Genomic DNA, 26,594 nt, shown 5'->3' on the forward strand with positions numbered 1-26,594 from the left:
TTCCTTTTTTGTTATACTTTTATATATAACCTATTTCGAAATTTACACAGTTTTTTGGACAGAGCCAGATGAGCTTGGTTATCTACCATTTTCTAAGAATGGCGGTCAACTTATCTTTCATCTATTATCTAAAATACATTCCAACACTTCAATTATTATTACTACTAATCTTATATTCTCAGAATGGTCACAAATATTTGGTTGTAATAAAATGACTTCAGCGCTACTTGATAGAGTTTGTCATAATTGTGATATCATTGAAACGGGAAATGAAAGTTATCGTATGAAAAAAAAACAATAGTTCTAGACTTATGTGGGTCATTTTTCAACGCTTATTGACAGGGGGGCAATAGTTTATTACAATAGGGGGGCAATAGTTTATTACAATAGGGGGGCAATAGCTGATTACAATTTACAGGATTGGGTAGCAGGAGCGATGGAGCAACGCCTATATACTTCTCCTACTTCAAGAGTTGTGAAAACAATTCTTGAAGTAGGGAATTATTTAATAATGAGTGCAAAAGGTTCTATAATAGCGGCTTTCACCTTTTGCACAAAGTTGATATTTATTATATATATCAATTTAAACATTCTGACTTTATAATATATGCTGCTACGCTTGAAGGAGAGCTAGGGCTTTTAAAACCTAATGCTATTAAAATCTTCCTGCTTTCTTTCACTTGCTGTGCTGCTTTTTCCTTGTCAACTAATAGTGATGTAAGCTTATCTGCTATATGTGATTTAGTACAGTTAAACTGAATAAATTCTGGTAATATCTCTTTATTAGCAATAATATTAATCAAAGAAATATAAGGTATTTTTATTAGTAACTTTATTAAAAAAAAGCTTAAGATATTTAATTTATAAGCAACAATCATCGGAGTATTACAAGCGGCAATTTCTAAGGTATTAGTGCCAGATTTTGCTAGAGCAAGGGTAGCTACAGCAAAAATCTTAAGTCTAGCACTTGAGAAATGGTAGTTAAATGCTGCATCTGATAAAAATGGTTCAATTAAAGATTTATGACTAGGCTCAGCCGTAACAAATATCACTTCAAGATTAGGGAATTGTTTTGCTAGTAGATTGATCGCCGCCGTGAATACCGGAGCATGTCTTGTTATTTCACCTTTGCGGCTACCACAAGTGACACATAACACTTCTGAGTGAACAGGTATTTGTAATTCTCGCTTTAATAGCTCTTTATCTTTATCATCATAAAAATACTGCTCTAATATTGGATGACCAATATACCGACAATCTAGACCTACCTTCTGAAAGTATGGTGGCTCGAATGGCAGTAAAGCCAACAAATAATCATAAATTTTAGCGTATTTCATAGCCCGAGAAGGTTTGTATGCCCAAACGGAGGGTGCGACAATGTGCATAATCTTTAAATTGGGCCGGGCTGCTCGAATCTTCTTTGCCACTCTATAAGTAAAGCCTGGCGAGTCTATGGTAATTAACAAATCTGGGGCATGCTGAATTATATCAGCAATAGTACGCTTGATTAGCTTAGTGATCTTAAAAATATGTGGTATAATTTCGACGAAACCCATAAGGTTTATTTGACTAATCGGGAAAAGGCTATGCTCTAACCCCGCTTCTTCCATCTTGCTCCCCCCTACACCAACGAACTCTAATTGTCTCTCCTCCAGCTTATAGATATCTTTTAGGCTTTGTATCAAATGACTCCCTATAAAATCTCCTGAAATTTCACCAGCAATTAGATAAATTTTAGTCATTTGACCACTGCTTACTACATAGGCTTAAATTTTTGTCAATCACAGCAGAATGAATGCCAACACAATTAAGGATCGAATGAAATACATAGTCATGACTAATTTCAGTGCCTAAATGATTGGCTATAGAACTTACCAAATCAGGATGTTTTTTTTTAAATTCATTCGATACCCAAACTAGAAAAGGCACTGTGGTCTGTTCTGGAATCATAGGCCCACCGTGACCGTAATAACCATGTTCTCCCAAAGATTCTGCATGATCAGAAACATACATTAGGATAGCGTTACTATTTTTTAATAGACCTATTACATTATACAAAAAAAAATCTGTATATAAAATGGTATTATCGTAATCATTAATCAACCCTTCAATATCACAACTGCTCTGATCTACCTTAGTAATGGAATTACACTTAGGAGTAAATTTTTGAAATTCTTTAGGATATCTAGCAGAATATTTCCAATGACTACCAGCTGTGTGGATAACTAAAACATTTTTAGTAGTAGAATTTACAATATTATTTTCAATATGAGGTAACATTTCTCCATCGTGATCAAGCCTCTTTAATAAAATAGAACCACTGGGTATTATAGCAAACCTAACTTCATCATAAATTGTAACTGGATTTTTACTTCTTAAGTATCCTACTATACTCTGAGTGCCAATCCAATTAGTGTTAAAACCAAGCATGGTAAAAATTGATAAAAAACTCGTTTCTTCTGTACTTTTGTCTAAGCTACTCGCAGGATGGCGAGATAGAAGAGATGGGACAGAAAGATGTGTGTGATTGGAAGCAGACTGTGCTTTAAATGAAAAAAGATTTTCAACAGAACTTAAATATGGAGTAGTGTCCCTGTGATAACCATTAATACCAAAATGATCAAATCGTGCTGATTCTCCTATTACAAGTACCACTGTAATATTTTGATCCGATTGATCAATGAAAGAAAACTTCTTACTTATATCATCACGCATTGCACTTTTTTTGCTATTTAAAGATAAATATGTATTATGTAAATATTGGATAGGAAAATAACCCTTTAGCAAATTAAACTGCGGCATAATAATATTATTAATGGTAATTAAAAGACAAATTGCCGATAGTAATTTTGTAACAAATAGTTTACTATCTAAAATAGAGAAATGCTTCATCGTATAAATACAAGTAGCTAGGCTAAAAACTAGCCAAACAATTAGCCTAATACTAGCTATCTCATATACTTCATTGAAGTCAGTAGAGAAAAAGCTACCCATCATCTCCTTTGTAGGAGAAATTTTGAAAAGATATAGATAATAGCTGGCAATTGCTCCCGTTATAAATAAAAATATTGCTCCTATTATAAAAACAAGTCGATGAATAGTTAAACCAAAAAAAATGATAAAGCAAGTAAAGCAAATATAAATAGAGTCCTTACTCAACTCCAATATTGCTTTAAAAAAAGTGACTTTGTAGTAGCTGAACTTGTAAACAATAACTGCTGAATTAAAAAGTAGAAAATAAATAAAAGAAAACACCAAAGATAGTTTGATTAGTTTACTATCTAAATGTTTTTGGATTAGTTTTAACATATAAATAACGTACTTTTGTATGGTTGTAACTTAGGTATCATGATAACATCAACACTGCAAGAGTTTTTTCAACTTTTACAAGTTAATAGACCAATTATATCTGTTGATTATGGGACACGAAAAACAGGCATCGCTATCTCAAATCAAGAACATACCATCGCTATGCCTATAAAAACTATATATGAGATAACAGAAGAAAATAAGATCAAATCAATATTAGATTTGATCGCAACCTATTCTAGCTGTGGTGTTGTCGTAGGGCTGCCGATTAGTATGAATGGTCAAGCTAGTGATCAAACTGCGATTGTATTAAAATTCAGCAAAAAGCTTAGTTTAGCTATAAATCTTCCTATATATCTACAAGATGAAAGACTTACTTCCCTTGCTGCCAATAGTTTATTAAAATCGCTAGGAATCAAAAGACGAGAACGTAACCAAAAAGATGATTCAATCGCAGCAAGTATGATTTTAGAAACTACTTTAGATTCTATTAAGAAACTCCACAGAGCCTAAGTGTATCCTAGTGTGGTAGATATATGAGCGTCATATATGGGACACTGCAAGAACAAACTCAGATAGACTAAAATTCGTACCATAATTGGTTGCGGGGGTTGGATTTGAACCAACGACCTTCAGGTTATGAGCCTGACGAGCTACCAAACTGCTCCACCCCACGATAATGGAAGTGCCTGTGAATTGATTTTTTTTGGTAATTTTGTTGTCAAAATTTGCTTCCGTTCCTCACGTACATTTGTACACTGCTTGCGGGATACTCTCCTGCTTTGAAAAATTGTTTTTTTGAAAATATCAGGAACTAGCATACTCATGAAATATGCACCTAGTTCGCTTGTCCCTCATTTTCAAATCCAATTCGTAGGATCGTTCTAGTATACTCAGCTGCATTTTTCCTAAAAATTCCTCAATTCGTAGACACTCCTAATAATATACTCACCTACTATGACGTCATCCTAAATTTATTTCAGTATCTAAACTACTTAGTTTTAACATATCCTCCACCCCGTTCAGGATGACATCCACCTTGAGTAAAAAGCTTAGCTATATCTTTGTACCAAAACTAAGCCCAGCAAACTTTTTATTAAAGTCACTGATATTTTTATTAGATTGGTTAACAACATTTCCAGATTCTTTAGTCCATGCTGGATGTTTCCTATAATCAACATCCATCAGAATCTCTTCTGCATGACCACCGGAATTTGTTTCAAAAACATCCTTACTGATAATAATTTTGAATTTTTTATATTTTGGGTGTATTCCAGTTTTCATAATGAAGCACCAACTTTTTTTTCAGCTATCTTTCTTTTAATTACCTGTGCTTTATCTGAGAGTACATCACATGATATTTTAAGCATATATGCATCAAAACCACCTACTTTCTCAACAGAACGCATACATTTGGCATTTACCGAAAGCTTATATTCTTGCTTCGTCAGATCACTTACAAACCTCACCACCCTTAGGTTAGGTTCAAATCGTCTTCTAGTTTTTCTTTGTGAGTGTGATACTTTATTACCATATAAAACACCTACTCCACTAAGCTCACATCTACGAGACATCGTGATCTCCCTTCCCATAATTTATAACACAGGATTATACTATATAATAAGACCTTATGTCAATGTATATTATATATTTTCATGGAAATTTTTATGCAAACTTTATGCAAAAATCGTCAACATTTTTGAAGTAGCGAGAACATATCACGCATTGAATAAAGACCGGCTGGTTTATCAAATAACCAAACGGCAGCCTGAATTGCACCATCAGCAAATGATTCTTTACTTAATGCTTGATGTTTTATACTAAGAACTTGGTTATTACCTAAAAATAACACTTCATGCTCCCCATGTACCTGCCCTCCTCTAATAGAACTAATACCAATTTCATCAGGCTGTCTTTGACTTTTTTGACTACGATTCAATACTGCATATTCATCAAAATCTAAATTTCTAGCCTTAGCTACAGCCTTACCCAACATTATAGCTGTACCAGAAGGGGCGTCTTTCTTCATACGATGGTGACAATCTAGAATCTCTATATCGTAAGTATTATCTAGAATTTTTGCTGCCTTTTCTGCCAGTACTGTAAGTAAGTTCGCACCTAAACTCATATTAGCTGAATATAATATAGCCAAGCTTTTGGAAGCTACGTTTAAGTGATCAAGCTGATATTGAGTCAAACCAGTAGTGCCAATAACTAATTTATTGTTGTAGCTAATAGCATAATCAAGTAATTTTTCTAATATTTCACTGCTAGAAAAGTCGATAATTACATCAGAATTCTGACAAAACTCAGCAAGATCATCTATGCTATTTTTTCTAGTAAATGTTGTAGAAAGTGTACAAGCATTAAATCCATTCATTCTTTGAATTATCATCTGCCCCATTTTACCAGTTGCACCACAAACACCTATACAAACAGTCATTTTAATCCTCTATATTGTCTTAAACAATGTATTAGTGGGTTTAAGTTACTGTTCACTATAGTATTTATCACCTCACCAATCAATATAACATGATCTCCCACTTCATATTGACTAAACTTGTTGCATTCAATATGGCAAACTGCCCCCTCAATCAAAGGACAATTAGTAGCACACCCTAAATTATACGAAATACCCGCAAATTTATCAGTGTTAAACTTAGAAAAATGCCTAGAAATATCTTCTTGATTCTCAGCTAGAATACTAACAGCAAAATACTCACTACTAGTAAAAGCACTCATACTAAAAGCTTGTTTATCAAGACAAAACGATACCAAAGGTGGTAACAAGGAAACTGAGGTAAAGGAATCTGCAGTAAAACCAAATAGCTTATTATTGTATAAAGTAGTGATAATAGTAACACCTGTAGGCAAAGTGCTAAGAGCTTGTTTAAATCGTTCGGAATTCACTGTTGAAGCCATTTTTTAGTAATACGGCTAATTGTCCCATCTTCTGTCAATTTAGCAATAGCTTTATTAACACTCTCAATAAGTTTAGAATTTTTTGGCATAGCGATAGCTAGTTCAGATGAAAACTCTGTTAAACTGAAGCTAGCAAGATCAGGATTATTTTCAATAAATTTCTTAGATTGGGATGCCTCTAGTACCACCGCATCTATAACTTTTGACTTTAACTCTTCAACTAGCATTAAATTATTTGATAAATAATTTATTCTAATATTAAACCGCTTAGCTAAATCCTGAACTATTACCGCCCATGTTGTACCAAGTTGTACACCCACAGCTTTATTATCCAAATCTCCAGTATTCTTTAAATTATCTGCTGATCTATACAATATTGACACATTCGTTGATATATAAGGCACTGAAAAGCTAATATGTTTTTTACGCTCTTCGGTTACCGATAACCCAGCTATCACTATATCAACATTTTCAGTAGTCAAGGATGCAAGTAAACCATTAAAATCAAAATTTTTAATTATAACTTTTTTCCCTATTTGTTCTCCTATAGCATTAATAATATCAATATCAAATCCTACTATTTGACCATTTTGGATAAATTCGTAAGGGGGGTTATCTGCAGAAGTTGCAACTATTAAATTTTGTTCCTTAGATTGATTATCACAACCAGTCATCAAAAAGGAACAACATATAACAAGAAAGAATAGCTTTATTAGTTTCATAAAAATCAAATAACTGTTTTAATTAATCTGAGTTCGATGTAATAATTATCCTTCCATACTGGGTATAATGTCATTCCCACGTAGGCGGGAATCCAAAAAATAACCTGCAAAGGATATTAGATATTATGGATTCCAGCCTACACGGGAATGACATCGAGGGGATTAGAATCGAACTCATGTTAATTATTATCGCACTTCTTATAAGTATATACAATAGACTTTTTTAAAATTTAGCCCTTTACATCCTATTATAATTGTTGTAGCATAAAATTGCTGCTTTTGTAGCTATAGTAATAAACGTGATTTAGAATAGAGGTTGCGGACTCGGGGGCGGTACCCGACGCTTCCACCAAATTAAGTTGTGATAGAAGGATATTACAGGTTCTATCCATAAGCTTTCATGGGGGCGAAATAGGATCGACGTGCTTAATAAAAAAATTATCTTTACTCGGTATAATTCCGCCGGACCTTGTGTCGTTGGGTTAAAAAAAAGAAACGCAAATGATAATGAACGTTTCGTAGGAACTGCAGCACTAGCTGCCTAATCCTACGCGGTTGGGGGCTTAACCGGGCAACAGAAAAAGCCCCGCTAGAATTTTATCTTGCATAACTAGAGATATACAAAACCTCATGTGAATAAGGCTTGAATAAGACTATTTAAATTTTGTTCAGCCTATAGCTAACCTGAAAAGGTTTTAGTTATATGTTAATGTTACCTAGCTAGAAAATATGTCATTCCCGCAAAAGCGGGTAATGACATCAAGGTTATTACTATGGATCAAACATTTTCGGATTAGCTATATCTAGTTTTGTGTTATTTTCTTTATTTAGTTTATAACTATGAACACCCCATATCAACAATTTCTTAACGCATGTATGTTGGAATTTGTAAAAAAGATTCTTTCAAAAATTCGTACCGATAAGTTGCAGATAAATCAACTATTGTATATTTCTTACAGAACTGATAATCCTGCAGTAGTTTTATCTTCTAGGATAAAAGAACGTTATCCAAAAGAAATCACTATAGTAATACAACATCAATTTGAAGATTTAACTGCAGGACTCAATGGCTTTTCTGTAACAATTAGTTTTGATGGTATCAAAGAAACTATCTATGTACCATTTGATTCGCTTATCAGCTTTGTTGATCCTAATAATGGTTACAGCCTAAAGTTTAAGCTAGAAACAATCAAATCTAATGAATTGCCTAACGAGAAGAAAAGAGAAACAATTAAGGTATCTAGCGATTCTAAAAGTAAATCTAATTCAGCAGATAATATAATAGTTTTGGACAAATTTCGGAACCCCAGTAAACCCATGTAGATAATCTACATAAACTGAGTTCGATGTAACAAGTTAGCCTCTCCTGTTAGGGTTGATGTTACCATGACGAAAGCAGGGGTCTAGAAAAGTCTAAATAACCTCAGTTCGATATAAGAATTAATAATTCTTATATCGAATTCAGGTTAAAATAATAACACTATTATTCATTAGAGTTATATAATTTCATCCCTTCATGTGTTGCTTCAAAACCAAGTCTTTCATAGAACTGTTTGGCTCTTGGACGTTTTTTATTAGTTGTGAGCTGAACAATGGAGACACCTTTTGATTTGCCATATTTCATTGCAATACTCATCATCCATTCACCGAAATGTTGCCCTCTATACTTTTCTAAGATACGAACAGCTTCAATTTGCATCCTAGTTGAACCTATGAAAGTTAGCGAGGGCATAATGGTCAGATGGCAAGTACCAACTATTTCTTTATTCATTTCAACTATCATCAAATATTGATGTGGATCACTATCTATCTTGTAGAACGCATCAATATAAGCTTGATCCAATTCTGCTGAAAACTGTTCTCTTGTTTGTCCAAGTTCATCTTCTAAAAGAAGGTTGACAATTGTTTTTAAGTCAGCAATTGTGGCTTTGCGATGGGTAAGGTTTTGATTCATTGTAATCCTAATTCACTCGATTAGTTTCAACTTGCTTCAATAACTCCTCAACTTTGTAAGCATTATCAAATCCGTGATCATAATGAAAACGAATTTCCGGTGAATATTTTAAATTAATCTTAGCAGTTATAAAGTTTCTTATAGCATATTTCGAATTATTTAAAGATTCAGTAAGTTGTATCTCATTAAAAGTAGTATTAAATGGTAAAAAGTAACAATCTGCTACTTTTAAATCAGAAGTAACTAAGACTTTAGTAATAGTTACTGGACAATTAATCAGACGTTCATCTAACATCTTACCACGCCTTAGTACTTCCACTAATGCTTCATTTATTAATATTGCCACTTTTTTTTGCCTTTGTGACCTATTTTGTGACTTGTCTTTATCAGAAAGTTTTTGCATTTACAGTAACTGTTTTTTTTCTTCAATAATTTCAAAGACTTCTACTATATCACCTTCTTTTATAGCATCATAATTTTCAAAAGCGATACCACATTCAAAATTCTCGTGAACTTCTTTAACATCATCTTTAAAACGTTTTAGAGTCTTAAGTTTTCCTTCGTGAATAACAATATTATCTCGTAACAAGCGAACTCCAGCACCTCTTTTAATAGTACCCTTGGTAACATAACTACCTGCAACTTTACCAACTTTTGAGACAATGAATACCTGTCTAATCTCTACTGTACCGATATATTGCTCACGAATAATTGGTGAAAGCATACCACTCATTATTGATTTAATATCATCTAACAAATTATAGATAATGGAATAATATCTAATATCCACTTTTTCTCTTTCTGCCATAGCCAAAGCATTATTATTAGTTCTAACGTTAAAACCAACAATAATAGCATTGGATGCTTTAGCTAAAGTAACATCTGACTCCAATATTCCACCTACTGCGTGATGTAAAATTCTTAAACGAACTTCATCATTTGGCAACTTTAATAGACTAGTGTTAATTGCTTCAATTGAACCTTGCACATCGCCTTTAACAATTATAGGTAACTCTTTTACCATACCACTATTACCGGAGGCTTTTAGGAATAATTCTTCTATACTTGATCTTTGGGTAACAGAAATTTTCTTTTCTTTTGCAAGGCGTTCACGATACTCTACAATATCTCTAGCCTGCTTTTCATTCTGCACTACATTAAACTGATCTCCTGCTCGCGGAACTTCATTTAACCCATAAATCTCTACTGGTAAAGTTGGTTCTGCCTCGGTAAGATCTAATCCTTTATCATTATTCATCCTCTTAATTCTACCATATTTCGTTCCAGCAACTACTATGTCTCCATTTCTTAGAATACCACGTTGTACCAATATAGTAGCCACCGCTCCTTTACCTTTATCAACTCTTGCTTCTATGACAACCCCAGCAGTAAGTCCGCTAAAGTTAGCCTTAAGATCCTGCATTTCTGCAACCAATAATATAGCCTCTTCTAACTTATCTAAATTAGTTTTCTTTAAAGCTGAAATTGGTACAACTATAGTATCACCTCCCAACTCTTCACTAACTAAACCATAAATTAATAGATCATTTTTAATTCGGTCAAGATTAATATCCGGTTTATCTATCTTATTTATTGCAACGATTATAGGAACATTTGCCGCCTTAGCGTGATTAATTGCTTCAATCGTTTGCGGCTTTATTCCATCATCTGCAGCAACTACTATAACCACTATATCCGTTACCTTTGCCCCTCTAGTTCTCATATCTGAAAACGCTTCATGTCCTGGAGTATCAATGAAAGTAATAGCTCTACCATCAGCCAAGGTTACTCGATAAGCACCAATATGCTGGGTAATCCCACCTGTTTCCTGACTTGCCAAATCAGTTGACTTTAAAGCATCAAGCAACGAAGTTTTACCGTGGTCGACATGTCCCATAATCGTTACAATAGGAGCCCTATGCTTTAAATCTTCTTCTTTATCAGCTTCACTAATCAATATATTTTCAACATCGGACTCTTGAACCCTTTTTACTGTATGCCCTAAGGTCGTAGCAACAAGATCTGCTGTATCTGCATCAATTGTTTGGATGGTCGTAGCCATAATACCAAGCTTCATCAATTCTTTTATAACATCCGTGGCTCGCTCAGACATTTTATTGGCTAGATCTCCTACAGAAATAGCTTCCGGAATAATAACTTCCCTATATACTTTGTCTGGTGTTTGTTGCTCGGTTTTACGTTTTTCTTTTTCTCTAGCTCTTTTTATTGATGCAAGGCTTCTAGTTCTACCAGTATTATCGCTTCCATCTGCATCAAGCATATTGAAGATATCTGCCTTTTTTAATTTTTTAGGTTCCTCAACTTTAACCTTTGGCACTACTATTTTATTATCACCAGTCTTATCTGCCCCAGAAACATCTTCAGGGGCAACGCCAAAATTACTCTGAGAACCAATCAGTGTTGATCTAACAAAAGACTTTGATGGGTTGTTATCCTGTGAAGATGTAGGTGCTAATGTAGTAGGTGGTATTTCAGAATCATTTTCGATATCTTGTGACTCATCCTGAACATTTTCTTCAATATCGTCTATATAGTCTTTTTTCACAGGTTGATTGATAGTTGCAAGTTTACTCAGAGTGCTAATCTTACTATCAGTACTCTGAGATTTTGCATCTTCTGCTGCTTTTTTTAAAATAGTTAGGCGTCTATTAAATTCTTCTCCAGCAGTAGATTCGCCGCCTTGAGAAGTAGAACCACTAGACCAAAGTTTGTTAAAAGACAAAGTATTAGTTGGAGTGCTACTCTTCCTAACTTCTACAATTGTTTTTGCAGAACTAACAAAACCTCTAGTAACATTGGTGGGTTGGGCTGGCTTATTAAGCGAGAGTTTAGAGCCACCAAGTGTTAGTTTCTTTGGTTTAGGTTCTTGGTTATACGTCATAAATATTAAACCTTTAAATAGCAATTATATTTGTGATAAAGTTTTTTAAATAATTTTGCTATGTGATTAATGATTAACTGATATACTATTCTGCTTTAAAGAATTGGCTTCTGCAAATACTTGCGGGGATTTAGTGTACTCACTACTAGACGTACAGCTAGTACGTTCCCTTACTATTATCCACTTATCCACATCCTTCAGGATGACGTCCCACTAGTCCAAAGATGTAGGTAATAGTAAGGTACGCTCATCCCTTGTTTGTTGTCTCCATTCTTCAAATCATTTGAGTATATCGAATAATTTACAAATTTACCAAGTGTGCAAGTTTTGTTAACTTAAGTAGCCCCGGTATCATCCCCGCAAAGACTTTGTTGTATGGATCAAGAACTCCAACGTTAGTATGGTACTTACAGAACCAAAAACGATGTCATTCCCGCGTAGGCGGGAATCCAAAAAATAATCTGCAAAGGCTATTAGATATTATGGATTCCTGCCTACGCGGGAATGACATCAACCCTTAAGGACTATTATACTCACTTAAACTTGCACACTTAGATTTTTTCTCTTGCACTTGCATCTCATGCTTACACTATAATACCAGTTTTTTTAAGGAAATTGTTAATTTTTTCTTTACCCAAAATTAAATTACCAAGTTTCTGTTATTAGAAATGGCTAATTTTGCTGGTAGTTCTTCAGTTATATCAATAAAATTCTTAGCACTAATACTTAATGTTAAATTTTTTAAAATTTTCTTGCTTTGACTGACAACTATTAGACATTTTAGATTCCCGCCGTTGCTAAGAATGATGGTATGGACGAGTAAGTAAAAGAAACTTTACTTACTACCGTGATCACGAATATAATTCGGTCACATAATTATACTATTTAATAATTAAAAAGGAGTCCATACCATGAAAGATATTAACATACTAGGCATTGATTTAGCAAAAACAATTTTTCATATTGTTGCATTAAATAAAGATGGTGAAAAAATATTAGCTAAAAAATTACACAGAGAAGAATTTGAAGACTACATTTTAACAAACATTCCCAAGAATAGTTTATTGGTAATGGAAGCATGTGGCAGTTGTCATTATTGGAGCAATAAGTTTATGGAATCAGGTTTTACAGTAAAATTACTTAAACCATGTGATGTAAAAGCTTTTGCAAAAACTCGGCAAAAAAATGATACAAATGATGCTTTGGCAATAGCAAGAGCAGGAAAAGATCCGGAGTTAAAATCGGTTCGTATAAAAAATATATCACAACAAGAGATTAGTTGGTTACATAAACGTCGGCAACATATTATTAGACAAAGAGTACAATATAGTAATGGTTTAATGAGTGATTTACTTGAATTTGGTTATTACATAAAAATGAGTAAATCTAAATTTGCCCGTGAGGCATTAAATATAGTAGAAGATGCCAAAAATGCTGGTGTGATTTCAGAGAGAATGTATAAGGAAATGAAGGTAATAGCTGAAGAAATTGCTACGTTATTAATACAAGAATCAGCAATAGATAAACAGCTAATAGCAATAAATAAAGAATCTGAAACAGCTACTTTATTAAAAACAATACCAGGTATTGGAGAAATTAATGCTAATATACTAAGCATAGCAGCTTATGAAAATTATGATGATTGTCGAAGTTTTGCTGCAAGTTTGGGATTAGTGCCTAAGCAAAATAGCACAGGTGGTAAAACAAGTCTTGGATCTATCACTAAGAAAGGAGATAGATATGTTAGAACTATGCTGATACAAGGAGCAAGGTCTATTGCAATCAGAGCAAAAATACAAAAGGACCCCACTGATCATTTAGTGCTATGGGCAAAAAAATTGTTGGGAAGGATGAGCTTTAATAAGGCTGCTGTGGCAATAGCAAACAAATTAGCTAGAATAGCGTATGTATGTGTTACAAGAAAATGTGCATATGCTTGATAGTTGGTGGTGTATATAGATTTATCTGTATTTTATCTATATAAAAGAAGAAGTAAGTAAATAGGATTTAAGAGGTACGATATAAGCGAAAGTGATTGGAGATAATAAATGGGCATTCCAAAAACAAGTCCGAGATTTTATGTCAAGGCTCTAGAAGCCGTAAGAATGAGTGGATAACTCCAAGGATTGCGTGGAATGCGAAAACTATTATGGCACTAGATGCCGAATATATGACAGCTTATTTTTTTATTACTCCCGCATCATTTTTCTTATTGACTTACTTACTCGTCCATATATGACATACTAGTGATCCATACAACGCCTTCCCGCGTAGGCGGGAATGACATCTTTCTTTTCTAGAATGATACTGAGGTTGCTTAAATTTATTCATCTTCACGAGTACGAGCTGTACGAATCAGTAATTCTATATCATCATCTACCATGTTAGAATTAGGCACTAATGATTTAAATTCATTAACTGTCAATTCTCCCAAATCTTCTATAGTCTTTACACCATACTCAGCTAATTTTAATATGAATTCTGGTTGTAAATCCAATACATCAATTAATTCTTGTTCAACACCTAAAGCTTCGAGTTTAATAATAATTTTTTCATTTTTAGCATTTACATAATTTATTGCTCGTTCTCTTATCTCAGTTGCTAATTCTTCTTCAAAGCCTTCAATATTCATTAAAGTTTCAATTTTACTGGAAGCTAACTGTTCTAGAGAAGTAAAACCTTGTGCAGATAACAGTTGTGCTATCACTTCTTCAACATCTAAGGTCTCCATAAATAACTCAGTAGCAGAGCAAAACTCATCATTTCTCCGTTTGGATTCTTGATCTTCCGTCATTATATTAATATTCCAGCCAGTAAGTTTAGAGGCTAAACGAACATTTTGACCTCTTCTACCAATTGCAAGACTCAAATTATCTTGAGACACGACTACATCAACTATATTCTTATCTTCATCAATAACAATTTTTGCAATTGCTGCAGGAGCAAGTGCATTCATAATAAATTGGGCAATATTCTTGCTCCATAATATTACATCTATTTTTTCGCCATTAAGCTCATTACTAATAGCCTTAATCCTATTACCTCTAGGTCCTACACATGGACCTATAGGATCAAAATTGGAGTCAGAAGCAAAGACTGCAACTTTTGCCTTTGATCCAGGATCACGAGCTACAGCTCGCAATTCAATTATATTATCATAAATCTCTGGAATCTCTAATTCAAATAATTTTATTAGCATTTGGTCGTCAGTTCTAGATAGAAAAATTTGCGGTCCTTTAGACGATAATCTTACATCTTGTACATAAGCTTTAATACGATCATTAACCTTAAAGCTTTCTCCTCTAATGAGCTGCTCCTTTTTAATCATTGCTTCAGCACGACCACCAAGGTCAACTATGATATTATTAAACTCTACTCTCTTAACAGTGCCGTTTAAAATCTCACCTTTCTTATCTTTAAAATCTTCATATTGTTTTTCTCTTTCCTCTTCACCAACGCGTTGTATTATTATTTGCTTAGCTGCCTGAGCTGCAACACGTCCAAGATCAATAGGCGGTAAGAATTCATAAATCTCATCGCCAATTTTAGCATCGGCTTTCTTTTCAACAGCATCCTTTAAAGAAATTTGAGTAAAATAATTCTCTACATCATCCACTACATCAAGGATTCTAAAAAGACTAATATTACCATTTTTCCTATCAATCTCAGCTTTTATATTATGCTCATTTCCATATTTTCTGCGTCCTGCAATCTGTACAGCCTGTTCCATTGCCGAAAGTAGTGCTTCCTTAGGAAGACTCTTTTCTCTAGCTACAGAATCTATGATCTGCAGAATTTCTATGTTACCAATATTAACCATAAATTCACTGCCTTTTAAGATTAGACTTCTTGCATAATTCTACTTACCCCAATTTGGGATAAGAATTAGTTAATTCTTATCCCAAATTCGCGTTACTTCTACTGGTAATTTGTGCGTCGGTACTAGACTCGAATCCGTAACAGAATTTGAGTACGCTGCGAGTCGAGATTCCAATCCTCCTACAAATTCCTGAGCTAGAGCAAATTCTCCAGGAAGTCTATTTTTTATTCATTAAATTCCTAAACATTTCATCTGTTAATACCAAAGAGGCTTTTTTTATCATATCAAATGAAAACACTATGTCTTCACCATGGTTATTCAGATGAATTTTATTATCTTCAGCTTTAACTATCTTTCCCTGATATCGAGTTTGACCATTTAATAATTCTTTTAATTTTATGGTAGCCTCCCTACCGAAGAATCTAGTATAGTCTTCAAATTTTATTAATGGGCGTTCAATACCTGCTGAAGAAACTTCTAAAAAATATTTATCACTAATTATATCTTCAACATCTAAAAGGGCTGAGATAATTCTACTGCTATTCCGACAATCTATTATATTAACCTTTTCGCCATCCAACCTATCTATTAATATTTCAAGTACTTTATGGGTTGAACCCTTTAAAGTTACTTTTACTAAGTCGAAACCAAGATCTTTCAGGTTATCTTGCACCGCATCAATAATTTGTTGCTCTATAGTTTGCATTACAACACAAATATTTAAAGATTCTAATAAAAAAGGTGGGGTTAACCCCACCTTTGTTTTTTCAACTTTATTTACAAAAATTTCAACCCGCAAAGCTAGAATACAATATTTTTATGATATTAGCAACAATTAAAAAAATGTTATAATTACCAAGTGTGTAAGTTTAAGTAAGCATAATAATCCTTAAGGGTTGATGTCATTCCTACGTAGGCGGGAATCCAAAATATCTAAAGCACCCTTCCTGTCTGTTTTTTTAGATTCCGCTACTTTCGCAGAATGACATCGTTTCATCGTATATGTCCCTACTTCGTTCATCCCTGCTTCCCATAACTGTCGAAAGTTAGTAAATACACCTTCCCTATACGTCATTGCGAGGAGGCTGTAAGGCCGACGAAGCAATCCAGTAACATCATTTATCTATAGATTGTTTCCTAGATTGCTTCGCTTACGCTCGCAATGACGCTGTGGTATAGATGTTTGTAAACTTTCAACGTGACCTGCTTCCCTTTATGTCATTCCCGCTTCAGTGCGGAATCTATAATATCTAATAGCCTTTGCAGGTTATTTTTTAGATTCCCGTCGCAGCTCGAATGACATACTAGTGATCCACACGGGCAAAGCCTCCGCAGGCATGACATCAAGGCTACTTAACAAAACTTGCACTACTATGGTATAATATTATATAGTTGTAATTTTATCATTAAAATAACAAAATTTGTCTGACTAATCATAGTTATTTACGAAAATTTGTTACATTATGGTTTATCTTCTGCTATAAATACTCCAATATAGGAATGTATATACGTTCAATGGGCTAGGCTATATAAAAAAGAATATAATGAATAAAAAGTTTTGGTATTACTATGAAAAAATTAATAATGTTACTCTGTGTTTCTTGTTTGTCTAGCACAGCCTTGAGTAGTTCTACTCCTCCACCTGATGCTGCTTCAGATACTGAAATAAAATTAGAAGGTTTTTTTGGTTTCCAAGCTGGTTATAGTGCTCAAGGTAAATTATCGTCAGAACAAAGTAAATATATCACTGATAATAAGAAAAAGCTTGGATTTTATAGCGAAGCGGCTTTCTCTGCCACTGCTAAGCAAGAATTTAATGATGTAATAGCTGGAGCTAAAATAATTTTACTAACAACAAGTAAACCAAAGGGTTCTGCAAGTGTCAATGGTTCTCACATTTTCTTAGAGACAGACTATGGTAAAGTAGAGTTAGGCTCTCCTTATGATGCTGCAAATAAGATGGGTATTAGTGGTGCTAAAGTTGCAGTAGCCAGTTGTGGTTTTAGTTGGAGTAAGTATGTATCACTAGACGATAGCAGTATGCAATATAAAGGTATGAAACCACAATTTGAGGTAGTCCCACCCACTTTCATAGACTCATTTACCAATAGCTTCGATGATATAAGTAAAGGAACAGAGCCATCTAGAAAAGTCTCTTATTATACGCCAAAGATACAAGGCTTTCAATTTGGTATTTCTTATATTCCTGATTCAGCAAATACTGGTGGTCATCGTAGTATAAAAAACTTAGATAGTAAAACGGGTCGTAGTACATTAAAGACTGGTATAACTGAAGTAACACTACCAGGTATAGATGGTGGTACAGGTAATACAGTAATTTATAATTACAATGTCAAAGATGCCATTTCTGCAGGGATATCCTATAAGTACGAGATTTTAGATGATATGGCGGTAGAAGTTGGTGTTACAGGAGAACGGGCCAAACCAGCTCGCAAACTTATAGTATTAGATCCTAATGGAAAGATAGTATCTAGCAACAAGCTATCAGATCTAAACGCTTACAATTTAGGTGCAGTCTTAACTTATGGTAATATTTCTTGTGCAGCTTCTTATGGTAGTTTAGGTAAAAGTTTGACTTCAAAAACTTATCATAAAGTTGGTCGTGATACGAAATATTATAATGGTACAATTGCTTATGGGCAAGGTCCTATTAAAACAAGTCTTTCCTATTTTAAATCACTAAAGTATAAAAATACGGTGGATACAGTAAGTCTAGGTACTGAATATAAGATAACACCAGGCTTATTGCCTTACGCTGAAATCTCCTATTTTCAAGCTAAAGGTAAGCCAGTTTACCTTATTGAAGCTCCTAAGAAAAAAACTAAAGGTACAGTTGCTCTTATTGGTGCAAAGCTTAAATTTTAACCTTTAATAAAATAAGCCCTCGTTGTCGTTCCCATGTAGGCGGGAATCCATAATACCTAATAGCCTTTGCAGGCTATTTTTTGGATTCCCGCCTACGCGGGAATGACATCGTTTTTGGTTCTGTAAGTACCATTACTTACGTTGCCTTTTTGATCCACGCGGGCAATGCGTTCGCAGGGATTGACAGCTTTTTTACATAAGATATTTTTGTAATAATGCTTGCAAAATTGCCACAGTCTCGACATCTAATACTCCAGAAAAATTCTTTGGGCGAAAATGCATTTGGAACGATACTATGACATTAGTTGTTTGTTGATCAATTACTCCTGTCGGCTGCAACACATAACCATATTTGCTAAATTGTTCTTGGATTAACTTTACATTAGACATATCTACCTTAGGTATTAGAGCATTAACAGTATCTTGATCATACCAAGCTCCGATATTATTATCATATAATTGTTTCCATGGGAATAGAGGTCCTGGGTCTTGTTTCCTTCCCGGAGCGGCATCAGAATGACCGATCACACAAGTGGGGTCAATATCATAGCGAGCTATAATATCTTGACAAAGGGCAATTACTGATTCAATCTGATCTGATGCGTAAGGATGCCAAGTGATCTCTCCTTGAGTATTTTGAGTATAGCCAAGATGTACTATTTCAATACCGATAGAAGTATCGTTTAGGTTTTGATGTCCTTGCCAACTACTACTACCAGCATGCCAAGCTCGTTTGGATTCGTCTACTAATTGGAATATATGATTGGGATTAGTATCAGAAACTAGATAGTGACTACTAACTTCTGAACCCAATAATAGCTTTAAGGATATCTCTATATCTCTTTCAGTGTAATGCAGTACTAAGAACTTAACTCTTTCATTAAAGGACGCAGCTCTGTAGGTTGTTCTATCAATTATTATCATTTCTGAAAAACCTATTTTATAAGTTGCATTAATTCATCCCATTCTCTTTTGTTTATGCCACTAGATTCTTGAGTAATTTCTTCATTATTGAGTAGTTTTTTTATAACAGCAAGTCCTTTTTTAGAAATATTATTTCCTCCTAGCCTATATTCCTCGAAAGCATCATAAGTAAAAGGTACCCAAGCTTTTACTATTTCTAGCATTTTTTCTGCATATACTCTGATTTCATATTGGGCATGAGAATCCCCGCGTAACAGTAGAAAATGTAACAGATTATGCAAATTAATCTTCCAATACCATTCTGTATAATAGTTTAAGGTTAAATTCATTCTTGCAAGTTCCCTAGTAATACCTATAGTGTTTTCATCGATAATGTTGCCATATTCATCCTGGTTCATCATTTCAGTATAATGCTGATAACATAGTTTAGCATCTTTTTCTAGTAGCACTAAGACTTTATCTGCAATTTCTTTTGGCACTTCTTCATCACTTCTTCCTTGTTTATTTATTGTGGATTGAGCAGCAAGATTCTGTTTTTCTGGTAAATAAAATTCATTTCCTAATATAGAATATCTAGCTGAATATTCATTAACACTAGCGGTTCTGTGACGTATCCATTGTCTTGCAACAAAAATAGGCAGTTTAATATGAAATTTGATATCACACATTTCAAATGGTGTTGTATGGTGGTGACGCATTAGGTAATTGATTAAACCTTTATCTTGGCTTAGTTGTTTTGTACCTTTACCATATGATACTCGTGCTGCTTGGACGATGCTACTATCATCACCCATATAATCAATAATTCTGATAAAACCATGATCTAGTATTTTTATGGGTTCAAATAATAATTCTTCTAGAGCTGGTACTGTAGCTCTTTTTGTCTTGTAATTATTGTCGTGCATTCTTTTCTCTATTATTCTGTTTGAAAATTTGTTAATTCCAGCATCAAATATTCATCCATAGGAATCTTATCTTGATTAAGCATTTTGTTGATATTAGAACCAAGTGCCTTAAATGACTTACCTTTGGCAATTACTGTTCTAGTGCCAACTGGCACTTTACCATGTAGAGCATATGAAACGATTAATGGATAATTAATATCACCAATTTTTATATCTAATTTCTTACCTTTCTGTGCTGAATCATAAATTACCTGACCATTCGATAATTTAGTAATCTTTACGTCAACCCCTACTCTATCTCCACATAATAATGGCATTCTATAAGCTATTTCATCATCAAATATCTTTACTTCATTACTATCAACAAAATTATTAGGTAATATTGAATTTAAGACAATATTAACTCTATAAGGTACATCATGCTCTCTATCTTCTTCTTTATATTGCTGGTTATAATATGCATATTTTGCAGGAAGCACCGCTTGTCTTGTTTGTCCAACCATCATACCTACTACTACAGAATCAAGGCCTGGCATGATCTCTCTAGAACCAAGTGTAAAGGTTTTGGTATTTTCGCTAAGTAAATTATTGTTAATATCCAATAATTGATAACGTAATGTGACTACGTGACCACAAGTAGCTGGCCCTTTAGTCCCATTACCAAAGCTATTAATCTTAAACATTGGTTGTATTAAGTCTCTATTAACCTCTATAGTATATTTACCATCAGCAATAGGTTTGTTCGTTGGTTGTAATAAATGCTCAAAAAATAGTCGACCTTCTTCTGTCTTAAGAGCATTTATCAAAACCTTTGAAACAGTTTTTTCAAGAAAATTACCAGTTAATGGTATATTTGCTTGTTCAGGAACAGCTTTAGTATTTTTATTATTCTCAGCATCATTAGTAGTCTGAACTTTAGGGTCTTTATCCTCGGGAGGAGAGAGCATCTTCATTTGAACAATAGAGTAAATAATTGCTGCAGCAATTATAAGACTTAAAGCTTTTTGCATATAATAACCTCGATCCAATTGTTAGGTTCTTGCCATCAACCTAAAGAGACACAGTAAATTCTGCAGTAGTTTTTGCAGTAATTTCTTCTAAACTTACATCATTTGGTTTTTGGACTAAGCACATACCATCCCTAGTAATATCAAAAATTCCAATATCTGTTATTACCCTATCTACTACCTTAACGCCAGTTAGAGGTAATGTACATTTCTTCAATAACTTCATGCTACCATCTTTAGCTATATGTTCCATGATCACGACTACACGTTTGACATTTGCCACCAAATCCATAGCTCCTCCCATACCTTTAACCATTTTCCCTGGTATCGTCCAATTGGCAAGATCTCCATCTTGAGTAACCTGCATAGCTCCTAAAATAGTTAAGTCTATGTGAGAACCTCTAATCATGGCAAATGATGAGGCACTATCAAAATAGCTAGTTTGCGGAATTAAAGTTATTGTTTGTTTCCCTGCATTAATTAAATCAGGGTCTTCTTCTCCTGCAAAAGGAAACTCCCCCATTCCAAGCATACCATTCTCGCTTTGAAATATGATATCCATATTTGGTGGAATATAATTTGCCACGTTTGTCGGTATTCCGATACCAAGATTGACGTATAGACCTTGGCTTAGTTCAAGATTCGCCGCTATTTGACACATTTGCTCTTTAGTCCATGCCATTTTGTACTTATTTCTCTCTAGTTGTTATATGTTCTATACGTTTTTCATATTTTTCACCGAGTACTAGCCTATTTATGAAAATATTAGGTGTATGAATATTATTAGGATCAAGTCTACCTGTCTCAACTATCTCTTCTACTTCACAGACTGTTATAGTAGCGGCAGTTGCCATTATGGGATTGAAATTCCTAGCTGTTTTATTGTAAATTACATTGGCACTTTTATCAGCTTTCCAACCTTTAACAATCGCTAAATCTGCAAAAAGAGCGGTTTCCATAAGGTATTTCTCACCATTAAATTCACGTACTTCTTTTCCCTCTTCTACTATCGTACCAACTCCTGTCCGTGTATAAAATGCTGGAATTCCTGCACCAGCAGCTCTAATTCTTTCCGATAACGTCCCTTGCGGGTTTAATTCAAGTTCTAAAGAACCATTAATATATTGTTGCTCAAAAAGTTTGTTCTCTCCTACATAGGAAGAAATCATTTTTTTTATTTGACCAGTTTGCAGTAATAAACCAAGACCAAAATTATCTATGCCACAATTATTACTGATCACCGTTAAATTCTTTACTTTTGACTTTAATATAGTATTAATCAAATTTTCAGGTATACCACAAAGACCAAAACCTCCAGCCATAATAGTCATGCCATCATGCAGTAAATCAGCTAAAGCTAATTCAGAAGAGGAGTATAATTTATTCATATTACTGTTTATTCTTTTAATAGTTCTATTCTTTCTACGGGTAGTTCCGTAAATTCAATGATTTCATCTATGGATTTTCCCTTAGCCAACATTTTTTTTGCTATTTTTATTTTTTGTTCTTCCAAAGCAGCCACCATATAATCACGTTCTTTTAAGTTTTCATTGACATAACTCTGATAGTGTTGACGTTCTTCCGGAGTCATTTTTAAAACACTCAGACGCTTCGCTACCTTTTTCATATAAGGTGACTTAAAGTCATCTTTAACTTCACAATGTTTAGCAAAATATAACCACTCATCTAACTCATCTTTTATAACATCATTAAATAGTGGTACAGAAATAATAAAATATTCAGGAAATATATTATAAATATCAAAAAACCTGAGTCTCATATCAGCAAGGTGCAGGTCTACTGGATGTTCGTTATCCATTTTTCTAAATATAGTTTGACCGTGATACAATGGTGAATCTATATTGCTCGAGAGAAAATATATTAAGTTGATATGGAATATTTTCTTAATATCCTTATAATCCTGATCAGAATTAATATTATCAACAATCAACCGACAACTATTAAAACATGCTTTGTGGAGAAAAGTGTGAGTAATTGAGCGATCTATTTCAACAATATATTTATGACCTTGCTGGTCTTCAACAATAACATCAGCTACGCTTTTTTTTAGGGCTCTACGCTCTTTATTACTCTCGCTCTCTAGTAAAGCGGTGATTTTCACAGCAGAATAGCCAGCATCCTTAAGCACAGCCGAAATAAAGCCCTCGACTATTTCATAATCATTTTTATCCTTTAATAGATATTTAATCGCATAATCAAGCGATATCAATGTTTTTTCTGTCATAAAAGTACTAATTGCTTCTCACTGATTGGTTATTTTAAAACATTTAAGTATAAGTTTCAAATATTTCCATTAAACATATTATATTGGTTATCATCAATGCGAGACGTAGGGCTTGCTATTCCAAGATGATCAAAAGCATTTTTGGTAATAATTCTGCCCCTAGAAGTACGTTGTAATAACCCTATTTGTATTAAATATGGTTCTATAGTCTCTTCAACAGCATCACGTTGTTCTGATAGAGCTGCGGCAATTGTTTCTATACCAACCGGACCTCCAGCATAATTATCAGCAATAAATTTTAAGTATCTATAATCATTACTGTCTAAACCTATTTTGTCAACTTCTAATCGATTTAGGGAGATATTAGCAATATTTTTATCAATTTCTAGCTTATCATCGACAGAAGCAAAATCTCTCACCCGTCTAACTAGCCTAAGAGCAATTCTTGGTGTTCCTCTACTACGCTTAGCTATCTCTTCTAATGCCTCATCGGTTAAATTAATTGCTAGCAATTTACTAGCTCTACTCAAAACAAGTTTTAATTCAGCCACGTTATAAAAATGCAAACGCAATGGTATACCAAATCTATCTCTCAAAGGATTGCTGAGTAAACCGAGCCTAGTAGTTGCTCCAACTAAAGTGAAATTGGGTAGATTAATTTTTACTGACCTTGCTGAAGGCCCTTCACCAATAACTATGTCCAAAGCAAAATCTTCCATTGCTTGGTACAATACTTCTTCAATATTTGTACTAAGACGGTGAATTTCATCGATAAATAACACATCATTATCTTGCAAATTAGTAAGTATAGCAGCCAGGTCAGCCGCTTTTGATATAGCAGGTCCTGAGGTGGATTTAAAATTTACTCCCATTTCCTTAGAAATAATTTGTGCAAGAGTGGTTTTACCAAGTCCAGGAGGACCGTAAAATAATGTATGATCTAAATGTTCAGACCTATTTTTAGCTGCTTGAATAAAAATAGATAAATTCTCCTTAATTTGTTGTTGTCCGACAAATTCTCTTAAATAGCTAGGTCGTAGAGAAAATTCTTGATCGCTCGGAAGTATATCAGCTGACAAAACATTTTTAGACATTGGATCCACGTGCTTTTAGCGCAAGTTTAATTAGTTCATTAATAGAGAGATTAGAATTTTCTGCAATAATTCCCTGTACTAAATTCTGTGCTTCAGTTTTACCAATACCAAGCGAGGTTAACACTAATGTGGCATCAGATGATATCTTAGCTAAGTCAGTATCATTGTTATCCATAGTAAGGTTGTTAGTAAAATTAGTTAAGGCTTTATCCTTTAACTCTATGATAATTCGTTCAGCTAGTTTTAGCCCAACACCAGAAATGGCTTTAAAAGCTTCTTTATCCCTTCTTGCTATCGCTGATTGGATTTGCTCGGGTGATAAATTTGATAAAATAGCTAAAGCCATTCTTGTACCAATACCGTTTACCGATTGTAATAAATTAAAAAAAGCCTTCTCTTCGAGAGATAAAAAGCCGTAAAGATTAATATGATCTTCTCTTACATGTGTTTCAATAAATAATTGACAAAACTCATTAACGACTAACTTATTTAAAGTTTTACTAGAACAATACACTAAATATCCAACACCACTAACATCAATAATGACATAATCATTAAAACATGCATCTATTTTACCTTTTAATTTACCAATCATAATTTATTTAGTATCAGATTTTACTTTTGGTTTACGATTTTTTGTACATATATGTGCTATTACTGGCAATATAGTTACTATCGAAGCTAAAATATAATGTAGTAACGTTGGAGTTTCAGTGCAATGGCATTGACCATCATCAGGAAATGTTGATATAAGTATAATTTTCGCAGCAACCCAAGTAATCACTATATATATAAGCAAGTATACTACATATTTAACCTTTTCCCAAATACTCTTAATCATAATCTTCTCTTCTACTATAGCTAACCATTATATAACAATAATAGATATGTTAGCTTCTGTGAATATTTCTATCTAATGGTCTTATCGATCATTATTTTCGTTCTCGAATCCGTAACGGAATTTAGTACGCTGCGGTTCTTGCTTAGCGAAAATGCCTATAAATCTATAGTACCCTACATTTTTTATATAACCACTACTAAAATGACTGCTGATCGTCATTGCGAGGAGTCGCTGAAAGCGGCGACGTGGCAATCCAAGATACGCGAAGCGTACTAGAAAAAACAGCTTTGCTGTTTACCTGGATCGCCACGGCATCTAAAGATGCCTCGCGATGACGATTATAGAAACAATGTAGGGTACTATGAAATCTACTCATTACATAGAAATGTTCACAGCAACCTAGTAAATGATAGACTTAATTAACTCACCTTACGCATAACCCCCACAACTGTCGAAAGTTAGTAAATACAGCTTCCCTATACGTCATTGCGAACGTAAGCGAAGCAATCCAGTAACATCATTTATCTATAGATTGTTTCCTAGATTGCTTTGTTTTTTATGTTGTCACAAGTCTTAGTCATCTCTCCTGTCATACTATTTATGGCATCAAACATTTGCATTGAAGTATCGGATGCCATACTGGCAAACTCTTTAATGTTATTGATTGAAGTCTCGCAAGTCGACTTAAGGTATTTTTGCTGACATTCGGCTATTTGGTTTAAATCTCCAGAAGCTATTGCATCTTTTGTAGAATTCAGCATATTCATAGCATTGTTCTGAAAAGCCTCTGAATTTTTTTGGATCATAGACTGCAGTGATTCAGTAATAATCTGATTTGTTGTAGTAAGTATTTTAGTACTTTTCTTGATAGTATCTGACATAGCAGAAAAATCCATAACAGGTAAGTTTTTTACGGAATTCATGTAAACTTCTGGATTCATAAAAGATTTCATTAAATCTAAAAATTGGGTAGTACTATTAGTCATTGTAAATCCTCTAAATTAAGTGATTCTATTTATTGTGTAAATCATAAACTTCATGCTAGCACTTATAAAAACATGAG

The 26,594-nt window shown here is 33.8% G+C and carries 26 protein-coding genes, 1 tRNA gene, 1 other RNA gene and 1 pseudogene; 6 read left to right on the forward strand and 23 right to left on the reverse strand.

Annotated elements, in window-relative coordinates:
* Window positions 1-67: 67 nt before the first annotated feature.
* Window positions 68-301: pseudogene (locus AB3211_RS00590) on the forward strand (ATP-binding protein); the annotation flags it as partial.
* 277 nt (window positions 302-578) lie between these two features.
* Here the strand turns inward: AB3211_RS00590 and lpxB are convergent.
* Window positions 579-1,742: a lipid-A-disaccharide synthase gene (gene lpxB / locus AB3211_RS00595; protein WP_367364315.1), complete on the reverse strand. Its 1,164-nt coding sequence runs from the start codon at window positions 1,740-1,742 to the stop codon at window positions 579-581.
* Window positions 1,735-3,309, reverse strand: coding sequence for a phosphoethanolamine transferase (locus AB3211_RS00600; protein WP_367364316.1), 1,575 nt, complete (start codon window positions 3,307-3,309; stop codon window positions 1,735-1,737). Before AB3211_RS00600 ends, lpxB begins: the two co-directional genes overlap by 8 nt.
* Window positions 3,310-3,348: 39 nt before the next feature.
* Here AB3211_RS00600 and ruvX point away from each other — a divergent pair, with 39 nt between their 5' ends.
* Window positions 3,349-3,822 (forward strand): Holliday junction resolvase RuvX, encoded by a 474-nt coding sequence (gene ruvX / locus AB3211_RS00605; RefSeq protein ID WP_341758395.1) that lies wholly within the window; start codon window positions 3,349-3,351, stop codon window positions 3,820-3,822.
* Window positions 3,823-3,908: 86 nt separating this feature from the next.
* Here the strand turns inward: ruvX and AB3211_RS00610 are convergent.
* The 6 genes from AB3211_RS00610 to AB3211_RS00635 form a co-directional block, all read right to left on the reverse strand.
* Window positions 3,909-3,985: transfer RNA gene (locus tag AB3211_RS00610), tRNA-Met, on the reverse strand.
* Window positions 3,986-4,365: 380 nt separating this feature from the next.
* Window positions 4,366-4,593 carry a 50S ribosomal protein L31 gene (gene rpmE / locus AB3211_RS00615; protein WP_367364317.1) on the reverse strand — a complete coding sequence of 76 codons (228 nt, stop codon included), beginning with the start codon at window positions 4,591-4,593 and terminating at the stop codon, window positions 4,366-4,368.
* The gene (gene rpmB / locus AB3211_RS00620) at window positions 4,590-4,883 is read right to left on the reverse strand and encodes a 50S ribosomal protein L28 (RefSeq protein ID WP_341754519.1); all 294 of its coding nucleotides are present in this window, start codon (window positions 4,881-4,883) and stop codon (window positions 4,590-4,592) included. The genes rpmE and rpmB overlap by 4 nt, the downstream gene beginning before the upstream one ends.
* A gap of 116 nt (window positions 4,884-4,999) precedes the next feature.
* Complete coding sequence (gene dapB, locus AB3211_RS00625; RefSeq protein ID WP_367364318.1) at window positions 5,000-5,752, reverse strand: 4-hydroxy-tetrahydrodipicolinate reductase; 753 nt, start codon at window positions 5,750-5,752, stop codon at window positions 5,000-5,002.
* Window positions 5,749-6,231 carry a flavin reductase family protein gene (locus AB3211_RS00630; protein ID WP_367364319.1) on the reverse strand — a complete coding sequence of 161 codons (483 nt, stop codon included), beginning with the start codon at window positions 6,229-6,231 and terminating at the stop codon, window positions 5,749-5,751. The genes dapB and AB3211_RS00630 overlap by 4 nt, the downstream gene beginning before the upstream one ends.
* Window positions 6,216-6,953 carry a transporter substrate-binding domain-containing protein gene (locus AB3211_RS00635; RefSeq protein ID WP_367364320.1) on the reverse strand — a complete coding sequence of 246 codons (738 nt, stop codon included), beginning with the start codon at window positions 6,951-6,953 and terminating at the stop codon, window positions 6,216-6,218. Before AB3211_RS00635 ends, AB3211_RS00630 begins: the two co-directional genes overlap by 16 nt.
* Window positions 6,954-7,186: 233 nt before the next feature.
* Between AB3211_RS00635 and ssrA the strand changes: the two genes are divergently transcribed.
* Window positions 7,187-7,544, forward strand: a transfer-messenger RNA (tmRNA) gene (ssrA, locus tag AB3211_RS00640).
* A 249-nt stretch (window positions 7,545-7,793) separates the two neighbouring features.
* Window positions 7,794-8,276, forward strand: a complete 483-nt coding sequence (locus tag AB3211_RS00645) for a ClpXP protease specificity-enhancing factor SspB (protein WP_367364321.1) — start codon at window positions 7,794-7,796, stop codon at window positions 8,274-8,276.
* Window positions 8,277-8,436: 160 nt separating this feature from the next.
* Here the strand turns inward: AB3211_RS00645 and AB3211_RS00650 are convergent, their stop codons facing one another.
* The 3 genes from AB3211_RS00650 to infB are packed head-to-tail and all read right to left on the reverse strand — an operon-like array spanning window position 8,437 to window position 11,809.
* On the reverse strand, window positions 8,437-8,907 hold the full coding sequence (locus AB3211_RS00650; protein ID WP_367364322.1) for a GNAT family N-acetyltransferase: 471 nt from the start codon (window positions 8,905-8,907) through the stop codon (window positions 8,437-8,439).
* A gap of 7 nt (window positions 8,908-8,914) precedes the next feature.
* On the reverse strand, window positions 8,915-9,310 hold the full coding sequence (gene rbfA / locus AB3211_RS00655) for a 30S ribosome-binding factor RbfA (RefSeq protein WP_341763196.1): 396 nt from the start codon (window positions 9,308-9,310) through the stop codon (window positions 8,915-8,917).
* Window positions 9,311-11,809 carry a translation initiation factor IF-2 gene (gene infB, locus AB3211_RS00660; protein ID WP_367364323.1) on the reverse strand — a complete coding sequence of 833 codons (2,499 nt, stop codon included), beginning with the start codon at window positions 11,807-11,809 and terminating at the stop codon, window positions 9,311-9,313.
* A gap of 911 nt (window positions 11,810-12,720) precedes the next feature.
* Between infB and AB3211_RS00665 the strand changes: the two genes are divergently transcribed.
* A complete protein-coding gene (locus tag AB3211_RS00665) occupies window positions 12,721-13,749 on the forward strand; it encodes an IS110 family transposase (RefSeq protein ID WP_367363657.1) in 1,029 nt (342 codons plus the stop codon).
* Between the two features lie 383 nt (window positions 13,750-14,132).
* Here the strand turns inward: AB3211_RS00665 and nusA are convergent, their stop codons facing one another.
* Both nusA and rimP read right to left on the reverse strand, forming a co-directional pair.
* Window positions 14,133-15,629, reverse strand: coding sequence for a transcription termination factor NusA (nusA, locus tag AB3211_RS00670; RefSeq protein WP_367364324.1), 1,497 nt, complete (start codon window positions 15,627-15,629; stop codon window positions 14,133-14,135).
* A gap of 217 nt (window positions 15,630-15,846) precedes the next feature.
* Window positions 15,847-16,335, reverse strand: coding sequence for a ribosome maturation factor RimP (gene rimP / locus AB3211_RS00675; protein ID WP_367364325.1), 489 nt, complete (start codon window positions 16,333-16,335; stop codon window positions 15,847-15,849).
* 863 nt (window positions 16,336-17,198) lie between these two features.
* Between rimP and AB3211_RS00680 the strand changes: the two genes are divergently transcribed.
* Window positions 17,199-18,515 carry a porin gene (locus tag AB3211_RS00680; RefSeq protein WP_367364326.1) on the forward strand — a complete coding sequence of 439 codons (1,317 nt, stop codon included), beginning with the start codon at window positions 17,199-17,201 and terminating at the stop codon, window positions 18,513-18,515.
* Between the two features lie 192 nt (window positions 18,516-18,707).
* On the opposite strand, the gene AB3211_RS00685 is transcribed toward AB3211_RS00680, so the two are convergent.
* The 10 genes from AB3211_RS00685 to AB3211_RS00730 all read right to left on the reverse strand — a co-directional run bounded on the left by AB3211_RS00685 (window position 18,708) and on the right by AB3211_RS00730 (window position 26,517).
* Window positions 18,708-19,439 carry an N-acetylmuramoyl-L-alanine amidase gene (locus AB3211_RS00685; RefSeq protein ID WP_367364327.1) on the reverse strand — a complete coding sequence of 244 codons (732 nt, stop codon included), beginning with the start codon at window positions 19,437-19,439 and terminating at the stop codon, window positions 18,708-18,710.
* 11 nt (window positions 19,440-19,450) lie between these two features.
* Window positions 19,451-20,344 (reverse strand): FAD-dependent thymidylate synthase, encoded by an 894-nt coding sequence (gene thyX, locus AB3211_RS00690; protein ID WP_367364328.1) that lies wholly within the window; start codon window positions 20,342-20,344, stop codon window positions 19,451-19,453.
* 11 nt (window positions 20,345-20,355) lie between these two features.
* Window positions 20,356-21,354, reverse strand: coding sequence for an FKBP-type peptidyl-prolyl cis-trans isomerase (locus AB3211_RS00695; protein ID WP_367364329.1), 999 nt, complete (start codon window positions 21,352-21,354; stop codon window positions 20,356-20,358).
* A gap of 40 nt (window positions 21,355-21,394) precedes the next feature.
* A complete protein-coding gene (locus tag AB3211_RS00700; protein ID WP_367364330.1) occupies window positions 21,395-22,033 on the reverse strand; it encodes a 3-oxoacid CoA-transferase subunit B in 639 nt (212 codons plus the stop codon).
* Window positions 22,034-22,040: 7 nt separating this feature from the next.
* Entirely contained in the window at window positions 22,041-22,739 is a 699-nt protein-coding gene (locus tag AB3211_RS00705; protein WP_367364331.1) for a CoA transferase subunit A, read from the reverse strand.
* Window positions 22,740-22,747: 8 nt separating this feature from the next.
* Complete coding sequence (locus tag AB3211_RS00710) at window positions 22,748-23,596, reverse strand: PD-(D/E)XK nuclease family transposase (protein ID WP_367364332.1); 849 nt, start codon at window positions 23,594-23,596, stop codon at window positions 22,748-22,750.
* A gap of 56 nt (window positions 23,597-23,652) precedes the next feature.
* Entirely contained in the window at window positions 23,653-24,690 is a 1,038-nt protein-coding gene (ruvB, locus tag AB3211_RS00715; protein WP_367364333.1) for a Holliday junction branch migration DNA helicase RuvB, read from the reverse strand.
* Entirely contained in the window at window positions 24,683-25,285 is a 603-nt protein-coding gene (gene ruvA, locus AB3211_RS00720; RefSeq protein WP_341751956.1) for a Holliday junction branch migration protein RuvA, read from the reverse strand. The genes ruvB and ruvA overlap by 8 nt, the downstream gene beginning before the upstream one ends.
* Window positions 25,286-25,288: 3 nt before the next feature.
* Entirely contained in the window at window positions 25,289-25,531 is a 243-nt protein-coding gene (locus tag AB3211_RS00725; RefSeq protein ID WP_341758513.1) for a Holliday junction ATP-dependent DNA helicase RuvA, read from the reverse strand.
* A 539-nt stretch (window positions 25,532-26,070) separates the two neighbouring features.
* Window positions 26,071-26,517, reverse strand: coding sequence for a phasin family protein (locus AB3211_RS00730; RefSeq protein WP_367364334.1), 447 nt, complete (start codon window positions 26,515-26,517; stop codon window positions 26,071-26,073).
* Between the last annotated feature and the right edge of the window lie 77 nt (window positions 26,518-26,594).

The sequence above is a fragment of the Candidatus Tisiphia endosymbiont of Nedyus quadrimaculatus genome, from assembly GCF_964059235.1.
In the GTDB taxonomy this organism is placed as follows: domain Bacteria; phylum Pseudomonadota; class Alphaproteobacteria; order Rickettsiales; family Rickettsiaceae; genus Tisiphia.